The sequence below is a fragment of the Arthrobacter sp. 10T416 genome, from assembly GCF_056394165.1.
The window spans coordinates 116,573-142,872 of record NZ_JBFTHI010000002.1 but is presented as its reverse complement, the minus strand read 5'-3'; the positions used below and the strand labels follow the sequence as shown (position 1 = coordinate 142,872).

At 67.7% G+C, this 26,300-nt stretch carries 18 protein-coding genes; 13 read left to right on the top strand and 5 right to left on the bottom strand.

Annotation, left to right across the window (positions count from 1 at the left end; all coding sequences use genetic code 11):
• The first annotated feature begins 139 nt into the window (after positions 1 to 139).
• The 3 genes from hpf (at position 140) to secA (ending at position 4,944) form a co-directional block, all read left to right on the top strand.
• Positions 140 to 859 (top strand): ribosome hibernation-promoting factor, HPF/YfiA family, encoded by a 720-nt coding sequence (hpf, locus tag AC1DBE_RS04545; RefSeq protein ID WP_476903042.1) that lies wholly within the window; start codon positions 140 to 142, stop codon positions 857 to 859.
• Positions 860 to 888: 29 nt separating this feature from the next.
• Complete coding sequence (locus AC1DBE_RS04540) at positions 889 to 2,121, top strand: winged helix-turn-helix domain-containing protein (RefSeq protein WP_476969739.1); 1,233 nt, start codon at positions 889 to 891, stop codon at positions 2,119 to 2,121.
• Between the two features lie 84 nt (positions 2,122 to 2,205).
• Positions 2,206 to 4,944: a preprotein translocase subunit SecA gene (gene secA, locus AC1DBE_RS04535; RefSeq protein ID WP_476969738.1), complete on the top strand. Its 2,739-nt coding sequence runs from the start codon at positions 2,206 to 2,208 to the stop codon at positions 4,942 to 4,944.
• A 110-nt stretch (positions 4,945 to 5,054) separates the two neighbouring features.
• Here secA and AC1DBE_RS04530 read toward each other — a convergent pair whose 3' ends face one another.
• Positions 5,055 to 5,564 (bottom strand): Rv3235 family protein, encoded by a 510-nt coding sequence (locus AC1DBE_RS04530; protein ID WP_476880477.1) that lies wholly within the window; start codon positions 5,562 to 5,564, stop codon positions 5,055 to 5,057.
• A gap of 56 nt (positions 5,565 to 5,620) precedes the next feature.
• Positions 5,621 to 6,400 (bottom strand): LysM peptidoglycan-binding domain-containing protein, encoded by a 780-nt coding sequence (locus AC1DBE_RS04525; protein ID WP_476880478.1) that lies wholly within the window; start codon positions 6,398 to 6,400, stop codon positions 5,621 to 5,623.
• Positions 6,401 to 6,584: 184 nt separating this feature from the next.
• Here AC1DBE_RS04525 and AC1DBE_RS04520 point away from each other — a divergent pair, with 184 nt between their 5' ends.
• Positions 6,585 to 7,151 carry a hypothetical protein gene (locus AC1DBE_RS04520; protein WP_476880479.1) on the top strand — a complete coding sequence of 189 codons (567 nt, stop codon included), beginning with the start codon at positions 6,585 to 6,587 and terminating at the stop codon, positions 7,149 to 7,151.
• Between the two features lie 32 nt (positions 7,152 to 7,183).
• Here the strand turns inward: AC1DBE_RS04520 and AC1DBE_RS04515 are convergent, their stop codons facing one another.
• Positions 7,184 to 7,399 carry a helix-turn-helix domain-containing protein gene (locus AC1DBE_RS04515; protein WP_441402321.1) on the bottom strand — a complete coding sequence of 72 codons (216 nt, stop codon included), beginning with the start codon at positions 7,397 to 7,399 and terminating at the stop codon, positions 7,184 to 7,186.
• Between the two features lie 149 nt (positions 7,400 to 7,548).
• On the opposite strand from AC1DBE_RS04515, the gene AC1DBE_RS04510 reads away from it, so the two are divergent.
• From AC1DBE_RS04510 to AC1DBE_RS04495, 4 genes are read left to right on the top strand one after another with little or no spacing between them, the layout of a single operon-like run.
• The gene (locus AC1DBE_RS04510) at positions 7,549 to 8,190 is read left to right on the top strand and encodes a CpaB family protein (protein WP_476903039.1); all 642 of its coding nucleotides are present in this window, start codon (positions 7,549 to 7,551) and stop codon (positions 8,188 to 8,190) included.
• Positions 8,190 to 9,485, top strand: coding sequence for a CpaE/TadZ family protein (locus AC1DBE_RS04505; RefSeq protein WP_476903038.1), 1,296 nt, complete (start codon positions 8,190 to 8,192; stop codon positions 9,483 to 9,485). Before AC1DBE_RS04510 ends, AC1DBE_RS04505 begins: the two co-directional genes overlap by 1 nt.
• A 58-nt stretch (positions 9,486 to 9,543) precedes the next feature.
• A complete protein-coding gene (locus AC1DBE_RS04500) occupies positions 9,544 to 14,409 on the top strand; it encodes an NAD-glutamate dehydrogenase (protein ID WP_476969737.1) in 4,866 nt (1,621 codons plus the stop codon).
• Positions 14,410 to 14,445: 36 nt separating this feature from the next.
• Entirely contained in the window at positions 14,446 to 15,915 is a 1,470-nt protein-coding gene (locus AC1DBE_RS04495; RefSeq protein ID WP_476879783.1) for a sensor histidine kinase, read from the top strand.
• Positions 15,916 to 16,027: 112 nt separating this feature from the next.
• Here AC1DBE_RS04495 and AC1DBE_RS04490 read toward each other — a convergent pair whose 3' ends face one another.
• Positions 16,028 to 16,276 (bottom strand): WhiB family transcriptional regulator, encoded by a 249-nt coding sequence (locus AC1DBE_RS04490; protein WP_003804966.1) that lies wholly within the window; start codon positions 16,274 to 16,276, stop codon positions 16,028 to 16,030.
• 239 nt (positions 16,277 to 16,515) lie between these two features.
• Between AC1DBE_RS04490 and AC1DBE_RS04485 the strand changes: the two genes are divergently transcribed.
• On the top strand, positions 16,516 to 16,983 hold the full coding sequence (locus tag AC1DBE_RS04485) for a hypothetical protein (protein ID WP_476969736.1): 468 nt from the start codon (positions 16,516 to 16,518) through the stop codon (positions 16,981 to 16,983).
• Here the strand turns inward: AC1DBE_RS04485 and AC1DBE_RS04480 are convergent.
• On the bottom strand, positions 16,966 to 21,105 hold the full coding sequence (locus AC1DBE_RS04480; protein WP_476969735.1) for an FtsK/SpoIIIE domain-containing protein: 4,140 nt from the start codon (positions 21,103 to 21,105) through the stop codon (positions 16,966 to 16,968). The genes AC1DBE_RS04485 and AC1DBE_RS04480 overlap by 18 nt on opposite strands.
• Positions 21,106 to 21,431: 326 nt before the next feature.
• On the opposite strand from AC1DBE_RS04480, the gene glf reads away from it, so the two are divergent.
• Genes glf through AC1DBE_RS04460 form a run of 4 tightly spaced genes read left to right on the top strand, consistent with a single transcriptional unit; the run spans position 21,432 to position 26,276 of the window.
• Complete coding sequence (gene glf, locus AC1DBE_RS04475) at positions 21,432 to 22,619, top strand: UDP-galactopyranose mutase (RefSeq protein WP_476879608.1); 1,188 nt, start codon at positions 21,432 to 21,434, stop codon at positions 22,617 to 22,619.
• Complete coding sequence (locus AC1DBE_RS04470; protein ID WP_476969734.1) at positions 22,616 to 24,631, top strand: glycosyltransferase; 2,016 nt, start codon at positions 22,616 to 22,618, stop codon at positions 24,629 to 24,631. Before glf ends, AC1DBE_RS04470 begins: the two co-directional genes overlap by 4 nt.
• Positions 24,628 to 25,518, top strand: coding sequence for an ABC transporter permease (locus AC1DBE_RS04465; RefSeq protein WP_476879606.1), 891 nt, complete (start codon positions 24,628 to 24,630; stop codon positions 25,516 to 25,518). Before AC1DBE_RS04470 ends, AC1DBE_RS04465 begins: the two co-directional genes overlap by 4 nt.
• 5 nt (positions 25,519 to 25,523) lie before the next feature.
• On the top strand, positions 25,524 to 26,276 hold the full coding sequence (locus AC1DBE_RS04460) for an ABC transporter ATP-binding protein (protein ID WP_476879611.1): 753 nt from the start codon (positions 25,524 to 25,526) through the stop codon (positions 26,274 to 26,276).
• Positions 26,277 to 26,300: the final 24 nt, after the last annotated feature.

The following is a 26,300-nucleotide window of genomic DNA, read 5'->3' as shown; positions in this document are numbered from 1 at the left end:
GGCCTATGAACTAACGTCGAACATGGGTACCAAGAACAGATGTACCTGTCGATAGCGGCTCGGAAAGGGGCTCGACTGTCCGTCAGACAAGCCCCCGGAAGTGCCGCTGTCGTGTCACCGAAGTCATTTGGAGGGCACCATGGAGTTCATGATCAGCGGTCGCAACTTGACAGTCTCGGACCGGTTCCGCGAATACGCCGACGAGAAGATCTCGAAGATCGCATCACTGGGGGACAAGGTCCAGAGGGTGGACGCCAAGGTTTCCAAGGAGACCAAAGCCCGGCAGACGGCAGAACTGCTCACTGTTGAGCTGACCGTGCTGGGGCGCGGCCCCGTGATCCGTGCAGAGGCCAGCGCGGCGGACAAGTTTGCGGCTTTCGACCTGGCCTACAACAAGCTTCTCGAGCGGCTGCGCCGGGCCAAGGACCGCAAGAAGGTCCACCACGGCCGGCACACGCCGAAGTCGGTCACCGAGGCCACGGCTACCCTGGAGCCGGCCAGCACCAGCGAGCCCATCTACGAGGAAGCCAGCCGGGCACCACAGTCGCCGGCGGCCGAGAAGTCGCCGTACGACGTCGAGAACGACATCCCGGCCGGCGATTCGCCCGTACTGATCCGCCGCAAGGTGTTCCCCGCCTCCTCCCTTACGCTCGACGACGCCGTCGACAATATGGAACTTGTAGGCCACGATTTCTACCTGTTCGTGGATAAGGAGACGAAGGCCCCGTCGGTCGTTTACCGCCGTGAAGGCTGGACGTACGGTGTGATCAGCCTGGACCAGACGTGCGAGCCCGGCGCGGCGGCCCTGGAGGAGAAGATCATCGCCTATCGTTCAGAGGATGAGCCGGCCAGCGCGTGAGCTGGTGACCATTCGACGAAGGGAATGACGTGCCCGCATCGCTGAGCCTCAAGCAGGCCCGGCGGATCGCACTGGCAGCCCAGGGATTGGACAAGGTCCGGCCCACCGCACCCGTGAGCGCACGGGCGGTGGGCCGGACCTTTGCCCGGCTGCACCTGGTCCAGATTGATTCCGTCAACGTGCTCTCCCGCAGCCACTACCTCCCGTTTTTCTCCCGGCTCGGCAACTACGACCGGTCCATCCTGAACCGGATGGCGGGCACCCACCCGCGCCGGATGATGGAGTACTGGGCCCACGAAGCGAGCTTCATCCGCCCCGAGCACTTCCAGGACCTAGTGCAGTGGCAGCGCCGCAAATGGGTCGGCGCGCACGCCATGGACCCGGAGTTGCGCAGCGAGGTGGCCCAGCGGGTCCTGGCGGCCCTGGCCTCGGGCCGGCCCCTGACGGCCGCGGAACTCACGGCCCGGCTGGGTCACACCGAGGAACGGCCCAAGGACAACTGGGGCTGGAACTGGAACGCCGTCAAGAGGGTCCTTGAGCACCTGTTCGAGGAAGGGCTGGTCTCCGCCGCGTCCCGGACGGACTCGTTCGAGCGCCGCTATACGCTGACCTCCCGGATCCTGGCCCCCTCGGCCGAGGGCATGGCCGGCGCCGGCCCGGAACCTGATGCGGCCGGAGCGATGCTCCGGCTTATCGACGCCGCGGCGCAGGCCCACGGGATCGGCACCGTCCGGTGCTTCGCCGACTACTTCCGGACCCCACAGCGTGACGCCGCCCTTGCCGTCGAGCAGCTCGTGGAGGACGGACGCCTGGAACCGGTCACGGTGGCGGGCTGGAACCGGCCCCTCTACCGCCACGCCGACGCCGGGCTGCCCCGCGCGGCCAACGGCCGGGCACTGCTGAGCCCGTTCGATTCCCTTGTCTTTGAGCGCCGCCGGCTGGAGGAGCTCTTCGGATTCCACTACAGGATCGAGATCTACACGCCGGAGGCAAAACGGCGGTACGGGTACTACGTGCTGCCGTTCCTGCTGCGGGACGAAATCGTTGCCCGCGTGGATCTCAAAGCTGACCGCGCGGCGGGGAGCCTCCTTGCCCGGGCCAGTCACGCCGAGCCCGGCGCGCCGGCGGATACCGCCGTCGAACTCGCCGAAGAACTGCAGCTCATGGCAGAGTGGTTGGAGCTGGACCGGGTCGTTGTAGCCCCCGTGGGGGACCTGGCACCGGCGCTCGGGCGGGCCGTGGCCGGACTGCATCCGCTCTGAGGGAACAGGCGCGTCCCGCCCTGCGTCTCTCCCGTAGACTAAACACGCCGGAATTCGGCAGCTTGAGACTGGGAGCAATTTCACGTGGCATCACTTATCGAAAAACTTCTCCGTACGGGTGACAAAAAAACCCTGCGGCAATTGCGGAACTATGCCGATTCCATCAATGCCCTGGAAAGCTCCTTCAAGACCTTCACCGACGCAGAGCTGCGCGAAGAGACGGACCGTCTCCGTGCCCGCCACGTCGACGGCGAAAAGCTCGATGACCTGCTGCCGGAGGCCTTCGCTGCTGTCCGTGAAGCGTCGTCCCGGACCCTCGGCATGCGCCACTTCGATGTCCAGCTGATGGGCGGCGCCGCCCTGCACCTGGGCAACATCGCTGAAATGAAGACCGGTGAAGGTAAGACCCTGGTCGCGACCGCGCCGGCCTACCTCAACGCCCTCGCCGGCAAGGGCGTCCACGTCATCACGGTGAACGACTACCTCGCCGAGTACCAGTCGGACCTGATGGGCCGCGTCTACCGGTTCCTGGGCCTGACCAGCGGCTGCATCCTGTCCAACCAGGATCCGGCTGTCCGCCGTGAACAGTACGCCTCGGACATCACGTACGGCACCAACAACGAGTTCGGCTTCGACTACCTGCGCGATAACATGGCGTGGGACAAGTCCGAGCTGGTCCAGCGCGGCCACAACTTCGCCATCGTCGACGAAGTGGACTCCATCCTCATCGACGAGGCCCGGACCCCGCTTATCATTTCGGGCCCGGCCCAGGGCGACACGAACCGCTGGTACAGCGAGTTCGCCAAGGTGGTCCTGCGGCTTCAGCCCGACACGGACTACGAAGTCGACGAGAAGAAGCGCACCGTTGGTGTCCTCGAGGCCGGCATTGAGAAGGTCGAGGACTACCTCGGCATCCACAACCTCTACGAGTCCGCCAACACCCCGCTCATCGGTTTCCTGAACAACGCCATCAAGGCCAAGGAACTGTTCAAGCGGGACAAGGACTATGTCATCCTCGACGGCGAAGTCCTGATCGTGGACGAGCACACGGGCCGCATCCTGGCCGGCCGCCGCTACAACGAGGGCATGCACCAGGCGATCGAGGCCAAAGAAGGCGTCGAGATCAAGGCCGAGAACCAGACGCTCGCCACGGTCACCCTGCAGAACTACTTCCGCATGTACGACAAGCTGGCCGGCATGACGGGTACCGCCGAAACCGAAGCCGCCGAATTCATGAGCACCTACAAGCTCGGCGTCGTCGCGATCCCCACCAACCGGGACATGCAGCGCATCGACCAGGCCGACCTGGTCTACAAGAACGAGACCGTCAAATTCGACGCCGTTGTCAAGGACATCGCCGAACGGCACGAAAACGGGCAGCCGGTCCTCGTGGGCACCACCAGTGTGGAGAAGAGCGAATACCTGTCCCGGCTGCTGGCCAAGGAAGGCGTCCGCCACGAGGTCCTGAACGCCAAGAACCACGCCCGTGAAGCCTCGATCGTGGCCCAGGCCGGCCGCAAGGGAGCCGTGACGGTCGCGACCAACATGGCCGGCCGCGGTACCGACATTATGCTCGGCGGCAACGCCGAATTCACCGCCGTCGCCGAACTCGCCAAGCGCGGGCTCGATCCGGAGGAGAATTCCGAGGAATACGAGGCCGCGTGGCCCGACGCCCTCGAAGCGGCGAAGCAGGCCGTCAAGGATGAGCACGAGGAGGTCCTCAACCTCGGCGGCCTCTACGTCCTGGGAACCGAGCGACACGAGTCCCGCCGCATCGACAACCAGCTCCGCGGCCGCTCCGGCCGACAGGGCGACCCGGGTGAATCCCGCTTCTACCTGTCGCTGACGGACGACCTGATGCGTCTGTTCAACTCCGGCGCCGCCGAGCGGCTGATGAGCAGCTCCGTGCCCGACGACGTCGCCCTCGAATCCAAGCTGGTTTCCCGGGCTATCGCCTCGGCCCAGGGCCAGGTGGAGGGACGCAACGCCGAACAGCGCAAGAACGTCCTGAAGTACGACGACGTCCTGAACCGCCAGCGCGAGGCAATCTACGGCGACCGCCGCCGGATCCTCGAAGGCGACGACCTGCACGAGAAGGTCCAGTACTTCCTCGAAGACACGATCACCGCCTTCATCGACGAGGCCACGGCCGAGGGCACCGGTGACGACTGGGACTTCAACCTGCTGTGGACGAACCTGAAGACGCTCTACCCGGTCAGCTTCTCGCCCCGCGACGTGATCGATGAAGCCGGCGGGAAATCGCGGATTACCGTGGAGTTCCTGAAGGAAGAGATCCTCTCCGACGCCCGCCTGGTCTACCAGGCCCGTGAAGAGATGATCGGCTCCGAGAGCATGCGCGAACTCGAGCGCCGTGTGGTCCTGTCCGTGATCGGCCGCAAGTGGCAGGAACACCTCTACGAGATGGACTATCTCAAGGAAGGTATTGGCCTGCGGGCCATGGCCCAGCGCGATCCCCTGGTCGAGTACCAGCGTGAAGGCTTCACCATGTTCCAGGCGATGATGGAAGCGATCCGCGAGGAAAGCGTGGGCTTCCTGTTCAACCTGGAGGTCGAGGTGACCCCGGCGCAGGACGTTGTGGTGGACGACGCCGCGGGCCAGCACACCGAGCACGTCGAACCGCAGATCCATGCCGCCGGACTGGAAGCGCCGGAGAAGCCCGCCACGCTGCAGTACACGGCGCCGGGCGAGGACGGCGCAGCGCAGACCCGGGTCGAGGCCAAGTCTTCGGGCCGCTCCGGCAACCCGGCGAAGGCCGCAGCGCAGGAGCCGCCGCGCCGCGCCAACAAGAAGAAGCGCCGCTAGGAACCGCTAGCAGCCGCCGGGACTTTTCCTGAGCGCCGAAGCGGGGCCGGAACGAACTGTTCCGGCCCCGCTTTTTGTTGCCTCCTCCTTTCCCGGGTTCCGGCGCAACGTCACCCGATCTCAAGCACGGTCACCCGCCACACGAGCCTGCTGCGTTCGAGCCGGAGGGCGACGGCCCGGACACGAAGCTCGTCCGAGACCACGGCGCTTGCCTCGTAGACGTCCTCCGACACCCGGCAGGCTCGCACGGAGCGCACGCACGGATTCCGGTGCAGCCGACCGGCCGTGGGGGAGGGGCCGGAGGCCACACGGCGGGTCAGCGCAGCCCGGTGTTGCAGGGCCGCCATGCAGCGTTCGTCCAGCCGGCGGGAGAGCTGCTGCGCGGGACGCGTGCCGGCGAGGACCTCCACGGCAGCCTGCACGGTAGACCGGCAGAACGCGCACACGTCACGGTCCTCATCGACCACCCGCAGGGCAGGGGGCCGGCCGTCAGCGGTGTTCCGCGGCCCGGGAGGCAGGGGTCCGGAAGGCTGGGCTGCAGGAGGCCGCGCCTGACTGGGCCGCGGCGCCGTCGGAAGTTGGATGACGGAGCCTGCGCGGAGGGCGGCAGTGGAGCTCATGGGTCTTCCTTTACTGGTTGGTGTCAGCTGGTGGTTGATCAGGTCAGGCGACGCGGTCAGGGAGTAACGGGCAGGCGGAGGACCTGCCCGGGCAGCAGCAGTCCCGGATCGGTGCCGATGACGGCGCGGTTGGCCTGGTAGAGCCGCGGCCACGCCAGGGCGATGTCGAGGTCGGACGCGAGGGGCCCCAGCTCCGCTGCGCAGATGCTCCACAGGGAGTCGCCTGCCCGGACTGTGATGCTGGCTTGGCTTTCCGCCGGGGAGCGGAACTGGCGAGGTGCCAGCGGGCCGGGATCCACGGCTGGCGGCGCCGGGGTCCAGTGCGGATCGAGGCCAAGCGCGGGAGGGACCGTACCCGGGACAGTCGGCGGTGGTGACGGGACTTCCCCTGTGGGGAGCCAGGCGGCGGAGATTGCGGGCGGCGGTGCAACTTCCGGGGCGGCCGGGCCCGTGCCGGCATGGGCCAGCGGGGCTGTAACCAGCTGGAGGCCGACGGCGGCGAGGGCGAGTCGGCGCATAAAGGCCGGGCTGAATTTTCCGGCCACAGCCGCGGCTCCGGAGCTGCCCTGGCGCTCCAGCAACGCGGCCACCATCGCGATGGCGAACGTGAGGGCCCACCAAACGACGATGATCAGGCCTGTGGTGTTCGCCGCGACTCCGAGGTGGTCCTCGAAGGACAACGACTGGCCCCGCGCGGCCGAGGCCTGCAACCGGCGGCCCAGCCCGGCGCCGGACCAGGCAAGGAAAGCGCCCAGTCCCAGAATGGCAACCGCCATGAGGGCATCGGCTCCGAGCCTGTGCTGCCGGCCGATGACTGACAACTCACTGCTCTTCATAACCGCCTCCTTTGGGTGGTTGCTCGCGGATGCACTCTCACCAACGGCAAGCATGCGACGTTTGATGCTGTTTGATGCTTTTTGATGGCTTTAGACTGAGTCTGCTCCCATTGGAACTGTTTTGTCCAGAGTTTCAGGGATCCTGTGGATTGACCGGAATCGGGGCCCCGCCTACGCTGGCGCCATGCGTTGGGACGCCCTGTTTGCAGACCTGGAAGCACAACTGGCGGCCGCCGAGCGCGCCGACCTCGACGTCGAAATCGGTGAACGGGCGCGGGTGGAGGCCGCAAACATCGAACTGGCGGACCGGCTGAGGGGGTCCCTAGGGACCAGGATCGGCGTCCACCTGGGGTCCGGCAGGATCCACGAGGGCATCCTGAGCCACGCAGGCTCGGAATGGCTGGTCCTGGACGAGGAACGGCACCAGCTGCTGATTCCCTACGCCTCCGCCGCGCACTACGCCGGCCTCTCCCGGCTGGCCGTCGGAGCGGGATCGATCGTGCGGCAACGGCTCGGACTGGCCAGTGCCCTCCGGGGCCTGGCCCGGGACCGTGCGTCCCTGGCCGTGATGGTGTCCCGCGGGGCCGCGGACGAATCCGTGCTGCACGGGCTCATCGACAGGGTCGGCCGCGACTTCCTGGACTTAGCGGTCACAGGACCAGGGGAGGAGCGACGGTCCGGAAATGTCAGCGCCGTGGTGACCATTCCGTTCGGGGCCCTGGCAGGGTTGAGGTCCGCCCGTGTGGCGTAGCCGGGTTGCGGGGGCCTAGCCGGGCGAGCGGTTCAGCGGCCCTTGGCCTTGGCCTCGTCGATCATGCGGCTGGCTTCGGCGTACCGTTCCTGGATGTACTGCTCCAGCATGGTCTCCTCGACCCGCCACTGGCCGCGTCCCCCCACCTGAATGGCTTTGAGCTGACCACTCCGTACCAGCGCGTAGGCAGCGGGGGAGTTAATCTGCAACTGCTCGGCTACGTCCGCCAGGGTCAGGAATCGGGGCATGGCACCATTTTGCCACTGTTAGCCGCGTTTGGGGCCGTTATCCACATAGTGCCGCAGTTTGCTTCGACATCTTCCCGAGCGACCGCCAATTCGTGACAATGGGGGTGTCCGGCACCGCGCCCGGGCTGCGACGAGGGGGGACTGGACGCATGAGTGTGAGCCCGGAGGCAAGCGGTGCCCGGCTGAAGAAGCCATCCTGGAAGGACCCTCGGCTTCTTGTGGGCATCCTGCTGGTTCTGGCCTCCGTCGTCGGCGTCGTATCGCTTGTGGCCGCCGCGGACCAGACCACGGAGACCTTTGCCGCCAGCGAGCCGATCGCCGTCGGGGAGAACCTGACGGCCGACAAACTCCACCGGGTCAAGGTCAGGCTGGGCGACGTCGAACAGCTCTATTTCACCCCGGAATCGGGGTTGCCGGAGGGCCTGGTGGCGGTCCAGCGCATCGGCAAGGACCAGCTGCTCCCGCGGGAAAGCTTCGGCAGGGTGGACGCGCTGGACCGTAAACCCGTCGCCGTCACCATTGATGAGGCCCTCCCGCCGCAGGCCGTCGCAGGCTCGCGCGTCGATGTCTGGGTGGCCCTGCCGGACGCCCGGAACGGCTTCAGCGAACCTGTCCTGCTCCTCGCGGGGGCCGAAATTGCCCAGCTCACCCCGGGAAGCAGCGCCCTCGGATCACAGCGGTCCACCGTCGTGATGGTGCTGGTCCCGGACGCACAAATGCCGAAGCTTCTCGGAGCGCAGGCGAACAAGGCGAAAATTTCCGTCGTCTGGAACCCCGGTGGTGCCCGCTGATGGGGATCCCGGTGGTGACGGTGGGCCAGACCCGTGATGACCTGGTGGGCGGCCTGGAACGGCTGCACGGCCCGGTGACTGTGGTTCGTCGCTGCGGTGAACTTGCCGAGCTGCTGGCCGCATGCCAGACCGGCCTCGCCAGGGCCGCCGTTGTGGCCGAAGGCAGCGGCGAGCTGACCGCCTCGCTGGTGGACCGGCTCGCCGCCGTGGGCGTCGCCGTGGTGGCGTTGACCGACCAGCCCGACGAATCCGCCAGGCTCCGGGGAATTGGCGTGAGCGCCGAAGACCCGGCAGTGGCGGCCGCCGAGCTTGCTGACCTCATTGCGGCCGCGGTGGCGCGGCTCGCCGGGGACCGGCCGGTGACCACCCCGGGTGCCGCGGCCGACGCCGTCCCGCCGCTCGCGGCCGAGGGTGCAGCCAACGCCGGCGGACTGGGAACGGGACGGATCATCGCGGTCTGGGGCCCGGCCGGATCGCCCGGGCGGACCACGGTGGCGGCCAATATCGCCGGCGAGCTGGCGGCGGAGGGAAAGTCGGTCCTGCTGGTCGATGCCGACAGTTACGGCGCCAGCGTCGCTGCGTTCCTCGGGCTGCTGGATGAGGCCGCCGGACTCGCCCAGGCGTGCCGGCTGGCCGACCAGGGACTGCTCGACGGCGCCGCGCTGCTCCGGATCGCTTTCCCGGTCACCACCCGCGCCGGAGCCTTCCGGGTCCTCACCGGCATCACCCGGGCCGATCGCTGGACCGAACTGCGTCCGGCGGCGCTAGCCCTGGTCTACGGCCGCGCCCGCGAAATTGCCGACGTGACCGTGATCGACGCCGGGTTTTGCCTCGAAGCCGACGAGGATCTTGGCTTCGATTCGATGGCCCCGCGCCGGAACGCCGCGACGCTGTGCAGCCTTGAAATGGCGGACACGGTCTATGCGGTCGGCGCGGCCGATCCGGTCGGCGTGCCGCGGCTGGTGCGCGGCCTGGCCGAGCTCGCCGCAGCGGTCCCGCAGGCCACCCCGCGCGTGGCCCTGAACAAGGTGCGGGCGGCCGCCGTCGGACGCTCACCGGAACGCCAGCTGCGCGACGCATGGGCACGGTACGGCCCAGCGGACCCCGTCTCGGCCTTCCTTCCGGCCGATCCGGCCGCCTGCGACTCGGCCCTGCTGGCCGGGTCCCTGCTGCTCGAAAGCGCCCCCGAATCGGCCCTTCGTCAGGCCATCCGAAATATGGTTTGTGCACCTGTCCAGCGAAATCGAAAATCCTCTGTTCTTTCTTCCACAGCAAAGGCCCGGCTAAGAGACTAGGCTCGCCATGAGGGCTGCAACGGTGCGGCCATGAACTTTTTGATGGAGGCGTTTGTCGATGTCGTCTGGGTCCAGCGTGGAGGATCAACCCGTTTCGATTGGTGCCGGTGAAGGGTACTTCGGGGACTACTACGAGCACCTCGCCGAGGAGGACGCCAGCGCTTACGGCACCGACGTCCTGACCGCGAGGTCCCAGGCCCATCTGGAGGCAGCCGCCGTCCGGCAGCCGGGCGTGGCCAACATTGTGATCGCGGACGAGGCCGAGTCCAGCGTCATCTACATCGTCACGGACGACATGCCCTTCCTGGTGGACTCGGTCAATGCCGAACTGGTCCGGCAGAAGTCCCCGATCCACTTGGTGATCCACCCCCTCTTCGTCGTTTCGCGCAACCGCGAAACCGGCCGGCTGGTCAAGGTTTCGCGGGTCCCCTCCCACCTGGGCATCTCCAGCGGTGACACGGCCGCGATGCCCAACCTGTCCCACCTCATTGCGCAGGGCGACAACGCCTCGCACATGGAATCCTGGATCGCCGTGGAAATCGCGCGGGTTGATGACGCCAAGCGCGAGCAGCTCATCGAGGGGCTGTCCCGGGTCCTGGGCGATGTCCGTGCCGCCGTCGAGGACTGGCCGAAGATGCGCAACCGCGCCCACGCCATCGCCGATGACCTCGACAAGGTCGCCAACCCGGCCCAGATCGCCGAGCTCCGGGAAGCCCAGGAGCTGCTCCGCTGGCTGGACGACGGCAACTTCACGTTCCTCGGCTACCGCGAGTACGACCTGACCACCGAGTCCGGCGAAGACGTGCTGGAACTGCGCGAGGACAGCGGCCTGGGCCTGCTCCGCGACGGCGCCGACACCCGCCACCAGATCCAGCACCTCACCGAAACCGGCCGCAAGAAGGCCCGCGAGAAGAGCGCACTGGTCATCACCAAGGCCAACTCCCGCTCCACGGTGCACCGCTCGGCGTACCTGGACTACATCGGCGTGAAGAGCTTCGACGCTGCGGGCAACGTCAACGGCGAACGGCGCTTCATCGGCCTGTTCGCCACCACGGCGTACGCCGGTTCCGTGCGGGACATCCCGGTGGTCCGCGAAAAGGTCGACGCCGTACTGCGCGATGCCGGGTTCCCGCCGGACTCACACTCCGGCAAGGACCTGCTCGGCATCCTCGAGACCTACCCGCGCGATGAGCTTTTCCAGATCGAGGTCCCCGACCTCGCAGCGATCACCACCGGGATCCAGCGGCTGCAGGAACGCCGCCGGACCCGGCTGTTCCTCCGGCCCGACATCTACGGACGGTTTATGTCCGCGCTGGTGTACCTGCCCCGCGACCGGTACACCACCAATGTCCGGCTGCGCATCGAGAAGGAACTCCGCGAGACCTTCGACGCCGTCTCCATCGACTACGAAGCGCGGATGACGGAATCCGCCCTCGCCCGGCTGTTCTTCCGGATCCGCCTGCCCAAGGACGCCGACGTCAGCCACGTGAACAGCGACGAGCTGGAGAAGCGCCTGGTCCGCGCGGCCCGGTCCTGGAGTGAAGGCATCGGCGAAGTCCTGCGCGCCCGCGCCGGCGCCGACGGGGAGAACGGGGCGAAGGAACTCGCCGCCGTGTGGGCCGAGGCATTCCCGGCCAGCTACCGCGTGGATTACGAGGTTGAAGACGCCCTCGAAGACATCGCCCGTTTCGAGAAGTACGGCGCCGCAGCCGAACGCGCCGGGGAGGCGGCCGGCGAACAGCCCGGCGTGCACGTTTACCTGCCCGACGGCGCCGGCGCCACCCTCGAGGAGGATGCCCGGGTCAAGCTCTACATGCTCGAGCCCAAGAGCCTGAGCCAGATCCTGCCGTACTTCCACAACTTGGGCCTTGAGGTCCTGGACGAGCGGCCCTTCGAAATCGAAACGTCCGACCACCGCGACTTCTTCCTCTACGACCTTGGCCTCAAGTACCCGGCCGGGGTGGACCCGGTGGGTACCGGAGCGCTGCTCGGAGAATCCTTCGGCGCCGCTGTCTCCGGCGCCGTGGAGTCGGACAGCTTCGACCGGCTGGTGCTCCGCGAAGGCATGCACTCGCGGCAGGTCATTGTGCTGCGCGCCTACGCCAAGTACATGCGGCAGATGGGCAACACCAACTCCTTCGAGTTCATGGCCGACACCCTGCTGGCCAACCCGGAGGTCACCCGCGGGCTGAACGCACTGTTCGCCGCCCGCTTCGACCCGGCGGTGGCACCCGGTGCCCGCGAAGAGCGCCAGGCAGAGGTCCGCGCCGCACTGGACACCGCGATCGAACAGGTGGCCACACTCGACGCCGACCGCGTCCTGCGGACGTTCAAGAACCTGATCCAGGCCACGCTCCGGACCAACTTCTACCAGAACAAAACGCACGTCAGCTTCAAGCTGGATCCCTCCGGCATCGAGGGCCTGCCGTTCCCGCGGCCGATGTTCGAGATCTGGGTCTACTCGCCCCGCGTCGAGGGTGTGCACCTGCGCTTCGGCAAGGTGGCCCGCGGTGGTCTCCGCTGGTCTGACCGGCGCGAGGACTTCCGCACCGAGATCCTAGGCCTGGTCAAGGCGCAGACCGTCAAGAACGCCGTCATCGTCCCGACCGGCGCCAAGGGCGGATTCTTCGCCAAGCAGCTTCCGGATCCCGCGGCAGACCGCGGCGCCTGGATGGCCGAGGGCATTGAAAGCTACAAGACCTTTATCCGCGGCCTGCTGGACATCACCGACAACCTGGTCACCAGCCCGGAAGGTGAAACCCTGGTGCCGCCGTCCGACGTCGTCCGGCACGACGACGACGACTCCTACCTTGTGGTCGCGGCGGACAAGGGGACGGCATCGTTCTCCGACATCGCCAACGGCCTCGCCGCCGAATACGGTTTCTGGCTGGGCGACGCGTTCGCCTCCGGCGGCTCCGTCGGCTACGACCACAAAGCCATGGGCATCACCGCCCGCGGCGCGTGGGAGTCGGTCAAGCGCCACTTCAGCGAACTGGACCTGGACACGCAGACCGAGCCGTTCACCGTCGTCGGCGTCGGCGATATGTCCGGCGACGTTTTCGGCAACGGCATGCTGCTCTCCAAGCACATCCGGTTGCTCGCCGCGTTCGACCACCGGCACATCTTCCTCGACCCGAACCCGGACGAGGCAGCCTCCTTCACGGAACGGCAGCGGCTCTTCGACCTGCCCCGTTCCTCCTGGGACGACTACGACAAGTCCCTGATCAGCGAAGGCGGCGGCGTCTTTGCCCGCCAGGCCAAATCCATCCCGGTCTCCGCGCAGGTGCGGACTGCCCTGGGGCTGCCTGAGGGCACCACCCGGCTGAGCCCGCCGGAGCTGCTCCGCGCGATCCTGCTGGCACCCGCCGACCTGCTCTACAACGGCGGCATCGGCACCTACGTCAAGGCCTCCACCGAGACCAACGCCGAAGTTGGCGACAAGGCCAACGACGCCATCCGCGTGGACGGCCGCGAACTGCGGGTCAAGGTTGTGGGCGAAGGCGGCAACCTGGGTATGACCCAGCGGGGCCGGATCGAAGCCGCGCTGCAGGGCGTCATCCTCAACACGGACGCCATCGACAACTCCGCGGGCGTTGACTGCTCCGACCACGAGGTCAACATCAAGATCTTCGTGGACCGGATGGTGGCCGCCGGCAAGCTTGCCTCGGCCGAACGCGCCGAGTTCCTGTCCTCGATGACCGACGAGGTGGGGCGCCTGGTCCTCGAGGACAACATCGACCAGAACATCCTGCTGCTCAACGACCGCATGCGGGTTGCCGAATGGAGCCCCAGCTACGAGCGCCTGATGGACTGGCTGGAGAAATCCGCCGACCTCAAGCGTGAACTGGAGGCGCTGCCCACCACCGACACGCTGCGCGAGCGGCTGGAACAGGGCCAGGGGCTGACCTCGCCGGAACTTTCGGTGCTGGCCGCCTACGCCAAGATCGAACTCGCGACGGCGCTGCGGGACAGCGACCTCGCGACCGATCCGTGGTTCCGGGACACGCTGCGCGCGTACTTCCCGAAGCAGCTCCGGGAACGCTTCGACGCCGAACTGGACACGCACCCGCTGCGCCGGGAGATCATCGCGACGGTTGTCGCGAACGACATGATCAACATGGGCGGCATTACGTTCGCGTTCCGGGCCATGGAGGAGACCTCGGCCACCGAGGCCGCCGTCGCGAAGGCGTTCGTTGCCCTCCGCGAGGTCTACGAACTGGACATTATGGTGGCCGAGCTCAACGAGCTGCCGGCATCGTTCCCGACCGAACACTGGAGCACCGTCCACCTGGACATCCGCAGGCTCCTGGACCGTGCGGTCCGCTGGGTCCTGAGCCAGGGCAACGCGGCACGGCCGATCGCTGAGATTGTGGCCGAGTTCAAGCCGCTGATGGATCCGATGCGGGCACGGCTGCTGGACTACCTGCGCGGGGATGACCGCGAGCGGGTGGCGCAGTGGCTCGAGAAGGCACGGAGCTGGGAGCTGCCCGAGGACCTGGCGCACCGCTGGGCCGAGCTGTTCGAGAGCTTCGTCCTGCTGGACATCGCCAAGATCGTCCACGTCAGCCCGGAGCCGGTGGAGAACATCGCGCACGTCTACTACACGGTCTTCAACCGGTTCCACGCCGATTCCCTGCTGGAGCGCATCACCAAGCTGCCCCGGAAGGACCGCTGGCAGGCCCTGGCCCGTGCGGCCCTGCGTGATGACCTCTACTCCACCATCTCGGACATGACGACGGCGGTCCTCGAGGCCACGCCGGCGGATATGCCCGCGGAGGAGCGGCTTGTGGCCTGGGAGGGCCAGAACGTGGAGCAGCTGGGGCGGGCCAAGAGCATGTTTGACGAGGTCAACGCGCTCGAAGCCGATGACATGGCCTCACTCTCGGTAGCATTGAGGCTCTTGAGGTCAATCGTCCGACGCTAGGGGCTGCCGGCCCCCCGCGTCGCAAATGGAGGTGCTGTGGCAATCTTTACGGACCCTATCAGGGAGCATGCTGATTTCGGGCCGGGGGATGCCGAGTGGCTGCACTTGCTCGTGGGGGACTGGCAGATGGTCGCGGACCTTGCCTTCGCCGACCTCGCCTTGTGGTTCCCGCACCCCGAACTGGGCTATGTGGCACTCGCCCACGTCCGCCCCTCCACCACGCACACGGTGTTCCACGCCGACTTCGTGGGGGAGGGGATCCGCTCGGACCTGAAGCGACTTGTCGACAAGGCCTGGGAAAGCCGCACCATTGAACGCTCCAACGAAACCAACTGGAGCAGTGACATGGCGATGCGGGTGGAGGCGGTGCCCATGGTCCGCAACGGCCGTACGCTCGCCGTCGTCACCTCGCACATGGATCTCTCCAGCTCCAGGATGCCTTCGCGGCTGGAACTGACCTACCGCCAATGCGCCTACGACCTGCTGCGGATGGGCACCCTGGGGCTCTGGCCGGACTTTGCCTCGCCCACCGGGTCGCGCCGGGGCGCCCCCCGCGTCGGCGACGGCCTGATCCGGCTCGACGCCGAGGGGATCGTGCAGTACGCGAGCCCCAACGGGGTCTCCGCTTTCCGCCGGCTCGGCGACGGCGAATCACTGGAGGGCCGTTCGCTGGCCGAGGTCACGGCCGGGCTGCTGCGGGACCGGCGGATGGTGGATGAGACCCTGCCGCTGGTGGTCACCGGGCGGATGCCGTGGCGCAGTGAAATAGAGAGCCGCGGCGTGAGCCTCTCGCTCCGTGCCATCCCGCTGCGCGATGAGCAGCAGCGCTTCGGTGCGCTGGTGCTCTGCCGGGACGTCTCCGAACTGCGCCGGCGCGAGATGGAACTGGTGACGAAGGACGCCACCATCCGCGAGATCCACCACCGCGTGAAGAACAATCTGCAGACCGTGGCGGCACTGCTGCGCATGCAGTCCCGCCGGATGGTCAGCGACGAGGCGAAGCAGGGACTCGAGCAGGCAATGCGCCGGGTCGCGACGATCGCCCTGGTCCATGAAACGCTGTCGCAGGGCCTGACCCAGAGCGTCGACTTCGACGAGCTGATCGGACGCCAGTTCCGGCTGTCCGCCGAGGTCGCCTCGCCCTCCCAGCAGGTCAAGACCCAGCGCTCCGGGCTGTTTGGCGAACTGCCGAGTGACTTCGCGACGCCGCTGGCACTGGTTATCAACGAACTCGTGACCAACGCCGTCGAGCACGGCCTGGAAGGCAGGGCCGGGACGGTCTGGCTGCTGGCCGACCGTTCGGAAAGCGAGGACGGGGACGAGTTGCTGACCGTCACGGTGGCGGACGACGGCGTCGGGCTCCCCGCCGGGTCCTACACCGAGGGCCTGGGGCTGCAAATCGTCCGCACCCTGGTCACGAGCGAACTGGGCGGCAGCATTGCCTGGAAGCCCCGCGAAGGCGGCGGCACCGCCGTCCAGGTGGTCCTGAGCCTCGCCTCACGCTGAGCCGGCACGCCCCTTGGGCGTTCCGCCGCGGCCTCAGTTCAGGGCCGCTTAAAAGATGATGGCCCCGGACCAGTTGGTCCGAGGCCATCATCTGTTGCCCGAAGGCGGAGAATCAGGAGGCACGGCGGGCACGCGCTGCGCGGCGCTTGAGGGCGCGGCGCTCGTCCTCGCTCATGCCACCCCAGACGCCGGCATCCTGGCCGGATTCAAGAGCCCACTGCAGGCAGGTGTCCACCACAGGACAGCGCCGGCAGACGCTTTTGGCTTCTTCGATCTGCAGGAGGGCAGGGCCGGTGTTTCCGACGGGGAAGAAAAGTTCCGGGTCCTTGTCAAGGCACGCTGCGCGGTTACGCCAATCCATGCTGATCAGTAACTCCATTCCTGGGAATTCGTTAAATGCCGTTTGTGAAATTATTCACTAGAGGCTTCATAAGAAAAGGGGCCTGTGGGCCCCCTCGGTCATCTGGATTAAGCGTGTCATGTTAACGCTGTGTAAACAAGGGGTATTTGCCGTACGAATCCCGCCAAATCGTGAGCGATGCGTCACATTGGCTGGCGGAACCCCCAATTCTGTTCGACTATGTCCGGTAGTGTGCCAGTGTGTCAAGACCCCCAGTGAACCCCGCCGATCCCGCCGAGCCGCAGGCCGGTGAGCCGGGGCCCCGTCCCGCGGGGCGCCCCGCCGGAGCCACCGTCATCGCACTCATTACGGCCCTTGAGGCCACGGCATTGCTGGTGGCCGCCGTCTGGTACGGCTTCCAACTCCTGACCGGGGCTCCCGTCCTGTCGTTCTGGGGTGCCGTCTTTACTTTCGGCCTGCTACTGGCTTTTTCGGCCTTCCTCTTCGCGGTGGGCCATTTCCTGTTCCGCGGCTACCGGTGGCCACGGTCCGGGGCGCTGGTGGCGCAGCTGATTATGCTCACCATCGGATTCCCGACCCTCACAGGCGGCTACCCCTTGGCGGGCCTCGCAATGCTCGTGCCGGCGGTCGTGGCGATTGTGCTGCTCTTCGACAAACGCGTCATCGCCTACGCGTCCCGGACTGGCGACTCAAGCCGCGCCCTCTAAGCCTGCTGCGGTTCCTTTTAAGCCTGCCGCGGTTCCTCTTGACCCGTCCGGAGGGCTGCCCTCCACGGCCAACTGCACCGCCGTGGGACGGCCGTCGAGCACCACAACGGCGCGGCCCGGCGGCGGGTTGTCTTCCGGCTCGAGCCGGATCCCGAAGAGGTCCGGGTCGCCAGGGGTTCGGGCGCCGATCAGGATCCCCATGCCGTGGACCCGGGCCTGCAGGGCCAGAGGCACCCGCTGCAAGACGCCCGGGCCGAATCCCGCGGTCAGCACCACTGCCCAGCCCAGGCCGTTGAGCTCCGCCAGGTACCGGTTCGTCTCCGGGCCGGCCAGGTCCGCATCGTCGGCCAGTGCAATCAGGTCACCCTTGAGTTCGCCGGCCAGGGCGCGTCTGAGGACGGCGGCCCAATAGCTGTCCGGCGACTGACCCGCGCCCGGATGTAGCCACGTCCGGCCCGGGTTGAGGCCCGGCAACGCCCGCAGCAGGGAGCTCTTCCCCGATCCGCCCCGGCCGAGGACGGCAAGGGCGCGGCCGGAGGGGAACGGGACAGCCATGGGCAGGAGTTCGTCCCCGCCGACCCCGACCCAGAGCCGGGGCCCCGGTTCAGCGAGCGCCGGACCCGAGAATGCCGGGCTGGGGCCGGCCGCCACGACCCGTGCCCGGACTTCGGCCACACCCACCCGGGCCGGCAACGGCTCCACCCGGAATGGCCTGCGGTCCGCAGGGAGGGCGGAGCGGCGGCCGGACGGGCCTGGGGAAGGCGGTTCGTAGAGTTGGGCGGCGTGCGGGGCGGGTTCGGCGAAGGGCCCCGCCACCGCGACCCTGCCGGGGACGGGCGCCAGGTCCGGCAGCCGCGGCCAGCCGTGCCGGCTCTCCTCCGTCGACCCGGCCGGGAAGAAGACACGATTCGGCAAGGCCGCGAAGAACCGCGCGGAAACCAGCTCTCGTCCCCCCGACACGATGGCCGTCACCCCGGCCGCCTGCCCGTCGCGGATGATGTCATGGACCAGGTCCTCCGCCCACGCCAGGGGACCCGAGCGGAGCGCCGACGCCCACGACCCCCAGCCGTTCAGCACCAGGACCAGCGGCGGGGCGTCGGCGGTGCCCGGGGGAGCCAGCCGGACGCGGATTTCCCCGGCCACGCGCTCCAGTACCCGGACGGCACGCCGCAGTTCATGAAGCCCCGCCCAGGCCCCGACCCGGGGCGAGTCCGCCAGGCAGTCCAGTGCACCGTTCGCGTCGAGCATGTACAGGTGGGACTCCTTTGTACTGTCCAACAACTGTCCGGCCACGGATCGGGCAGTCCCCGAGGGGCTGTCCGGTGTACCGCCGTCGGTGCTGCCGATCAGCGCCAGGTGTCCGTGGCTGCCCGGAAGCCACTCCAGCTCCTGCAGCCGTTGGAACTCCGGCACGTCACTCAGCCCCAGCAGTACGCCGGGCACTGAGGACGCAGCGGGCCGCCGTGACCGCCGGAGGGGAAACGGCAACGGCGCCGGCAGCGGGCGGGCGACCGGACGCCGGGGGAGCGGCCCGCCCTGCTCCGCCCATAGCCGGGACGCCAGCTCAACCACGGGAGCTGCCGCTTCGGCGGGGTTGGGGAGTCCGCCCATAGCCGGGACGGAAGGGAGATCGGCCGCCCCGGCCCCCAGCAGGGCCGCGGTTTCCCAGATCTGCACCCGGCCCCCGGGACCGTTCCGCGGAGGTGCCAGGGTGGCGGTCTGGAACCCCTCCGGTGCTCCGCTGCCCCGGACGAGGTAGGCGCGGCCGGGGCGGTTGAGCGGAATCGCCGCTGCGAGCCGGGAATTCATGATGTCACTGGATTCCAGCTCTGATTGGACCCGCAGCACTACAGAGCTCGTGACGTTGGCCCTGATGTCGGCCGAAAGCGCCCCCTGTGGACGCTGGGTAGCCATCACCAGGTGTATTCCCAGGGATCGCCCGATGGCGGCGATCCGCATCAGTTCGCCCAGCGCGGCGGGGGCGTCCTCAACCAGCATCCGGAACTCGTCAATCACCAGGACCAGGTGCGGCAGCGGCGGGCAGCCGGGAGCCGGGTGCCGTGCTTTTACCTGGTACGCCGCCAGATCGGGCACACCGGCCCCGGCCAGCAGTTCCTCCCGCCAACGCACCTCGGCGCGCAGCGACGCCAGGCTGCGCGCCACGTCGGGGACGGAGAGGTCCGTCAGTATGCCCACGCAGTGCGGCAGTCCCGTCAAAGGCCCCAGCCCCGAGCCGCCCTTGAAATCCACGAACAGCAGGTTGACGACGTCCGGTGGATATGTGGCGGCCAACCCTGCAACAAGGGTCCGCAGGAACTCCGACTTGCCCGAGCCCGTGGTCCCGGCGACCAGCACGTGCGGCCCGTCGGCCTGCAGGTCCAGACGCACTGGTCCCGACGCGGACAGGCCAACGGGAACGGGCAGGCCTCCGCCGGGGTCGCGGCGTGCTGCGGCCCAGCTCTGCCGGATCCCGCCGGCCGACAAGGGCAGGAGATCAGGGAGGAGGGACACATCGGGGATCCGCCCCGCGACGCCGGCGGGTCCCGGTGGCCGGCGGGCGCGCCGGCAATACCGGTCGAAAACCTCGGTGGGGACCAGATCCGGGGTGAAAGGCGTCCGGGTGGCGCCGGTGGCCAGTACCGCCCCGCGGTCAGCCAGCAGGACGCTCTGGCCAACGTCGTCGGGGGATGAGTCGTCGGGGGATGACGCGGAGCAATCCAGAACCTGCCAGCCGGCACGGGCCGCCGTCGCACACAGGGACCCGGTGTCTGCTGCCCCGGCCATCACAAACAGCACGCCGCGGTCGAAGCCTGCCCCCGGGCCGGCGGCAACCCGGGCCGCGGTTCCCGCGACGTCCGCGGACAGGGAGACCTGGGAAAGAAACCGTGCTGCGAGCGGCAAGGAGTCGGGCGGCCCGTGCAGCAGTATCCGGGTCCGCCCTGCCCTGGGATAGCCCGCTAGCTGCATAACGAGGAACCGGACCAGCCCGGCGACATCCCGGGCGGGACCCCCAACGCGGGTGGACGCGTTGGGATTCAGGCACACCGGCACGGCCCCGAGCGGCGGGGCCCGGAAGCTGGGATCATCCGGGTCCAGCCGGATCCGCGCCATACCCGGCGCCAGCCCCAGCCGCAGCCACACCGGCCCGGCCTCCTCGGCTTCGTCGTCGCCGTCCGCCTGCGCCCCGGGGCTGAGGAGAAGGTCGACGGCGGGCGGTGCGGCCCGGCGCCGGCGGGCAGCGTCTGCTGCTGCGGCGGCAGCGACCGCCGCCGCGAGTTCGCGCCGGCGCCTCCGGCCCGACAGGGCCGGGACCAGGACAGAGACGGCCGAGAACCCGGAGAAGGCAAGGAACATCCACATCCCCGTTATGACCGCCAATGCCACGCCGACCGCCAGCGGCAGGACTGCAGTGAGGACGAGCGCAGCGCGGTTGGGAGGCGCACCGGGGCTCGGGACCCGCAGCGGTTCGGTTGTATCGGAGCCGGCCCCGGACAGGGCCGCCGGCGTTCCCTCGCCGGCGGTCCCGCGGCGGCTACTCCCAACGATCAGGCCCAGTGTTGACTGGCCGCAGCCGATGACCGAATCGCTGGAGACCCGGGCGCTGCCCACCGGTGTGCCGTCGACGGTTGTTCCGTTGGCGCTGCCAAGGTCGGCGAGCATGACGCCGGAGGGCCCGACGTCCAGTTGTGCGTGTTCGCGGGACAGGTCGGGATCCGGAAGGATGAGCTCCGTTCCGCTGCGGCCCACGCGGTAGCGCCCCCGGCGCAGGGGGAGGACCATTCCGGCGCCGGGGCCGCTCAGGACGGCGAGCAGCAAGGGTGGCCCGGCAGACGGTCCCGAGTCATGGGACAGTGGCCCGCCCGAGCCATCGACCGTCCCGGCCCCGCCAACCACTCCGGCCCCGTCAACGAGTACCGCGCCGTTCACCAGAGGTTCTGCACCCGCGGTCAGCCCGGCCAGGGGCAGCCCTGCCACGGACAACATGCCGGTCCCGAAGCGCCGGGCCATGGCAGCCTCGACGTCCGCCCCGGAGCACCCTGCGGGCAGTTCGATCGTGAGTTCCACGGGCCCCGTGGCCTGCGCCGCCCCCGGGCCCCGGACAAGGGTGCATTGCAGCAACACCGGACTTCCCCTTTCTGAGTACTCCCGCACGCCGTGGCCTGCACGCAGCGGCCCAGCCGCCGTCGGACGCCCGGCTCCGCACTACCCCTCCACGCTACGGACGGACCCCGGCCAGGCGGGCACGGGAAGGCGGCCATGTGGAAAAGGACCGGATGTGGAAAAGTACCTCCGTCCAAGGCCGCAATCCCGCGGCGCGGCAGCTCCCGGGTGCCGGGCCGGCCCAGCGTGGCGCGGCCGCGATTCGTGGCTCCGGCGAAAGCCTCGGTAGTCTAGAGCAGCAGACAATGCACAACGTTGCGCTGCCCACATTCGAACCAGGAGATTTTGTGACCGCTGACCTCGTCATCGTAGGGTCGGGCTTTTTCGGCCTGACAATCGCAGAACAGGCCGCCACTGAGCTGGGCTTGAAGGTTGTTGTCATCGACCGCCGCCACCACATCGGCGGTAATGCCTACAGCGAAAAGGAGGAGCAGACCGGCATCGAAGTACACCGGTACGGTGCCCACCTCTTCCACACCTCGAACGACCGCGTCTGGGAGTACGTCAACCGCTTCACGACGTTCACCAACTACGTGCACAAGGTCTATGGCGTCCACAAGGGTGAGGTCTACTCCCTGCCGATCAACCTGGCCACCATCAACCAGTTCTTCCGCGCGAACCTTACGCCCGGCCAGGCCCAGGACCTGATCAAGGAACAGGCCGGCGAGCTCGCCGGCACGGACCCGCAGAACCTGAACGACAAGGGCATCCAGCTCATCGGCCGGCCGCTCTACGAGGCGTTCATCAAGCACTACACCGGCAAGCAGTGGCAGACGGACCCCAAGGACCTGCCCGCCGGCATCATCTCCCGCCTCCCGGTGCGCTACAACTACGACAACCGCTACTTCAACGACAAGTACGAGGGCCTGCCGACCAACGGCTACACCGCGTGGATCGAGAAGATGGCCGAGCACCCGAACATCGAGGTCCGGCTCAACACGGACTTCTTCGACGACTCGCACGAATACAGCAAAGACAAAGTGGTCGGCAACATTCCCGTGGTCTACACCGGCCCCGTGGACCGCTACTTCGACTACGCCGAGGGTGACCTCTCGTGGCGCACCATCGACTTCGAGGAAGAAGTGCTCGACGTCGGGGACTTCCAGGGCACCTCGGTGGTCAACTACAACGACGCCGACGTCGCGTACACCCGCATCATCGAGCCGCGCCACTTCCACCCCGAGCGCGACTACCAGACGGAAAAGACCGTCATCATGCGCGAATTCTCCCGCGCCGCGGAGAAGGGCGACGAGCCCTACTACCCGATCAACACCTCCGCCGACCGTGAGCGGCTGCTCAAGTACCGCGACCTCGCGGCTGCCGAGCAGGATGTCCTCTTCGGCGGGCGCCTCGGGACCTACAAGTACCTCGACATGCACATGGCCATCGGTTCGGCCCTGACCATGTTCGAGAACAAGATCCGGCCGCACTTCGAGTCCGGAACCAAGATTGAAAGCGGAGGAGTGGACGCATGAGCGTAGCCGTGGACGACTCGACCCGGACCGAAGGGCAGCGCCCCTTCCGGACAGTCCACCGCGTAGTGCTGCCGGTCGACGGCGACACCGACGTCCTCCCGCTCTACGTCGACTTCAACCCGGTCCAGCGTGTGGTGCAGCTGTCCAAGCGCGCCCTGCGCCGGGGCCGCATTTCGGCGCCGCCGACCACGCCCGCGACCTCGCACCAGCACTCCGGCTTCATCACCGGCCGCAACAGCATGACCCTGCCGGCGTTCCGGCGGGTGTCGCTGGGCACGTATTTCAACGCGTTCCCCGCCAGCTACTGGCGGAACCACACCGCCGTCGAATCCGTCCGCCTGACGGTGGACGTCGACGCCGAGGCAACGGTCATCGTCTACCGCTCCAGCCCCCGCGGCACCGCGAACCGGGTGGAGAGCACGCACGCCTCACAGGGCGGCGAGGTGACGTTCGACCTGCCGCTGAAGACCTTCGTTGACGGCGGCTGGTACTGGTTCGACCTCGTGGCCCACGGGACGCCGGTGGCGCTCAAGAGCGCCGGCTGGTCCGTCCAGGAACCCGAAGGCTTCGAGCCCGGCACCCTCTCCATCGCGGTGACCACCTTCAACCGGCCCGACTACGCGCTGCGCCACATCGGAACCCTCGCCGGGGACGCCGGCGTCGTCGACATCCTGGACCGTTTCATCCTCGTGGACCAGGGCACGGACAAGGTCCGCGCCCAGCCGCAGTTCGAGGAGCAGGCGGCAGTGCTCGGCGACCGGCTCAAGGTGATCGAGCAGGGCAACATCGGCGGGTCCGGCGGGTTCTCGCGCGGTATGGACGAGACGCTCAAGGATGGCCGCAGCAAGTACGTCATGCTGCTCGATGACGATGTCAGCATCGAAACCGAGGGCATCCTCCGCGCCGTCAACTTCGCGGACTTCACGAGGACTCCCACCATCGTGGGCGGACACATGTTCAACCTGTACGAGCGGTCGGTGCTGCACACCTACGGCGAGCAGGTCGACGACGTCCGCTACTTCTGGCGTCCCGCCGTGAACACCAAGGAAGCCCACGACTTCGGCGCCAGCAACCTGCGCACCACACCCTGGATGCACCGCCGGATCGACGTCGACTACAACGGCTGGTGGATGTGCATGATCCCCACCTCCATTGTCCGAGAGGTCGGCTATGCCCTCCCGGTCTTCATCAAGTGGGACGACGCCGAATACGGCATCCGCGCCAAGGAACACGGCATCAGCACGGTCACCCTGCCCGGTGCCGCCGTCTGGCACATGCCCTGGAGCGAAAAAGACGACACCATCGACTGGCAGGCCTACTACCACCAGCGCAACCGCTGGGTAGCCGCGCTCAGCCACTCGCCGCGGAAGAAGGGCGGCCGGATGCCGTTCGAAAGCATCGCGGTGGACGTCCGGCACCTCATTTCGATGCAGTACTCGGCTGTCGAAGTCCGGCTCAAGGCCCTTGAGGATGTCCTCAGCGGACCGGACCACCTGCACGCCACCATCGCGGACAGGCTGGACTGGGTACGCAAGACCCGCTCCGGGTTCACCGACGCACGGATCACCCCCGACCTGCATTCGTTCCCCAGGGTCCTCAGCTCCGGCGAGGTGGACGCTGACCACGAGCCGAACTACGTGGCCGAGTCGCTGGTCCGCGCCGCATCCGGACTGCTGCGGCAGCTCCGGCCCGTCCGCGAGGAGGCCATGACCAACCCGCAGGTCTCCGTCCCGGCAGCGGAAGCCCGCTGGTGGCGGCTCGCCGCCCTGGACTCGGCCCTGGTGTCCTCCTCCGACGGCAGCGGCGCCTCCTGGTACAAGCGGGACCGGAAGACCTTCGGGTCGATGCTCCTGCGCACGGTCCGGCTGCACATGAAACTGATGGCCGAGTGGGACAACAACGCCCGCAAGTACAAAGAGGCGCTCCCAGCCTTCACCGGACGGGAAACATGGCAGGAAACGTTCGCGGCCGTAGCCGTCAAGGACCAGGAAAGGGGAGAGGCGAAGATATGACCGCCACTCCATCCGGCGGCGGGACAGCGGTTTCGCCGCTGACCACCCCCGGCGAAGGGGGAGGACTGCGGGACGTGTTCCGCGAATGGTTCCTGCTCAAGCTCCTCGTGCGCAAGGAAATCAAGGTCCGCTACCGCGGGTCGGTCCTGGGCCTGCTGTGGTCCTACGTGAAGCCGCTGATGCAGTTCCTCGTCTACTTTGTGGCGCTCGGCATCTTCCTGAACCTCCAGGGCAGCACCCCGAATTATGCGATCTACCTGTTCTCCGGCATCATCCTGGTGAACTTCTTTGTTGAGGTCCTGGGCAATTCGACGCGGTCCATCGTCGACAACCGGGACCTGATCCGGAAGATCTACCTGCCGCGCGAACTCTTCCCGGTCTCGACGCTGTTGGTCTCAGCGATCCACTTCCTGCCGCAAACAGTCGTGCTGATCGGTGCCTGCCTGCTTACGGGCTGGGCGCCGAGCATCCTTCAGCTCGCGGCCGTGGTGCTGGCCTTCGTCATTGTCGGCATTCTCGCGACCGGGCTGGGGCTCCTGTTCGGCGCGGCCAACGTCTACTTCCGCGACTCCGAGAACATCGTGGACATGATCCTGATGATCGTGACCTGGGCGTCCCCCGTGCTCTACGTCTGGACCATGGTTGAGCGGGCCCTCGGCCCGTACTTCTTCCTGTACCAGCTGAACCCGATGACCGTAGCCGTCGAAATCTTCCACTGGGGCTTCTGGTACCCGACGCTGAACCCCGCCCAGCTGGCGGCGGCCCCCGTGATGCACGGGCTCGCCTCGGTCTGGGCGCCCGTGGCGCTCGGGGTGTCGCTGGTCATCCTGTTCGTCGGCCAGCTGGTCTTCCGTAAACTTTCCGTCCGATTTGCCCAGGAGCTGTGATCGCCATGCAGGAAAAGATGCTGGCGATCACGTGCAACGACGTGCGCAAGAAGTTCGTGCTGCGCCACACCCGGTCCCTCAAGGAGGCCCTGGTGTGGTTCGTCCGCGGACGCAAGGGCGACATGTACAAGGTCTTCGACGCGCTGCGCGACGTCTCCCTTGACGTCCGCCAGGGCGAGACGGTGGCGCTGCTGGGCCTCAACGGCTCCGGCAAGTCCACGCTGCTGAAGCTCATCTCCGGTGTGCTACAGCCCGACGCCGGCTCCGTCCGCACCCGCGGGCGGGTGGCCGGGCTCATCGAGGTGGGGGCAGGCTTCCACCACGATCTCAGCGGCCGCGACAACGTGTACCTGAACGGCGCCATCCTGGGGATGACCGAGAAGCAGATCAACGAGATGTTCGACTCGATCGTCGAATTCGCCGAGATCGGTGAGTTCATCGACACCGAGGTGAAGTTCTACTCCTCGGGAATGTACCTGCGCCTCGCGTTTTCCATCGCTGTGCACACGGACCCGGAGATCTTCCTGATCGACGAGATCCTCGCGGTCGGTGACGAGCCGTTCCAGCGCAAATGCATCGCGAAGATCAAGGAGCTGGCAGAAGCCGGCAAGACGCTTTTTGTCGTCAGCCACGACCTCGACCTTGTGTCTACTGTCTGCGAGCGGGGCGTCCTCCTCGAGCACGGCAACGTGGTCCTGGACGGCCCGGTCACCGAGGTCGTCTCGGAGCTGCGGCGCCGGTCGGCCGCGGCGTCCTAGTCCGCCGTCCCAACTTTTCCGAGG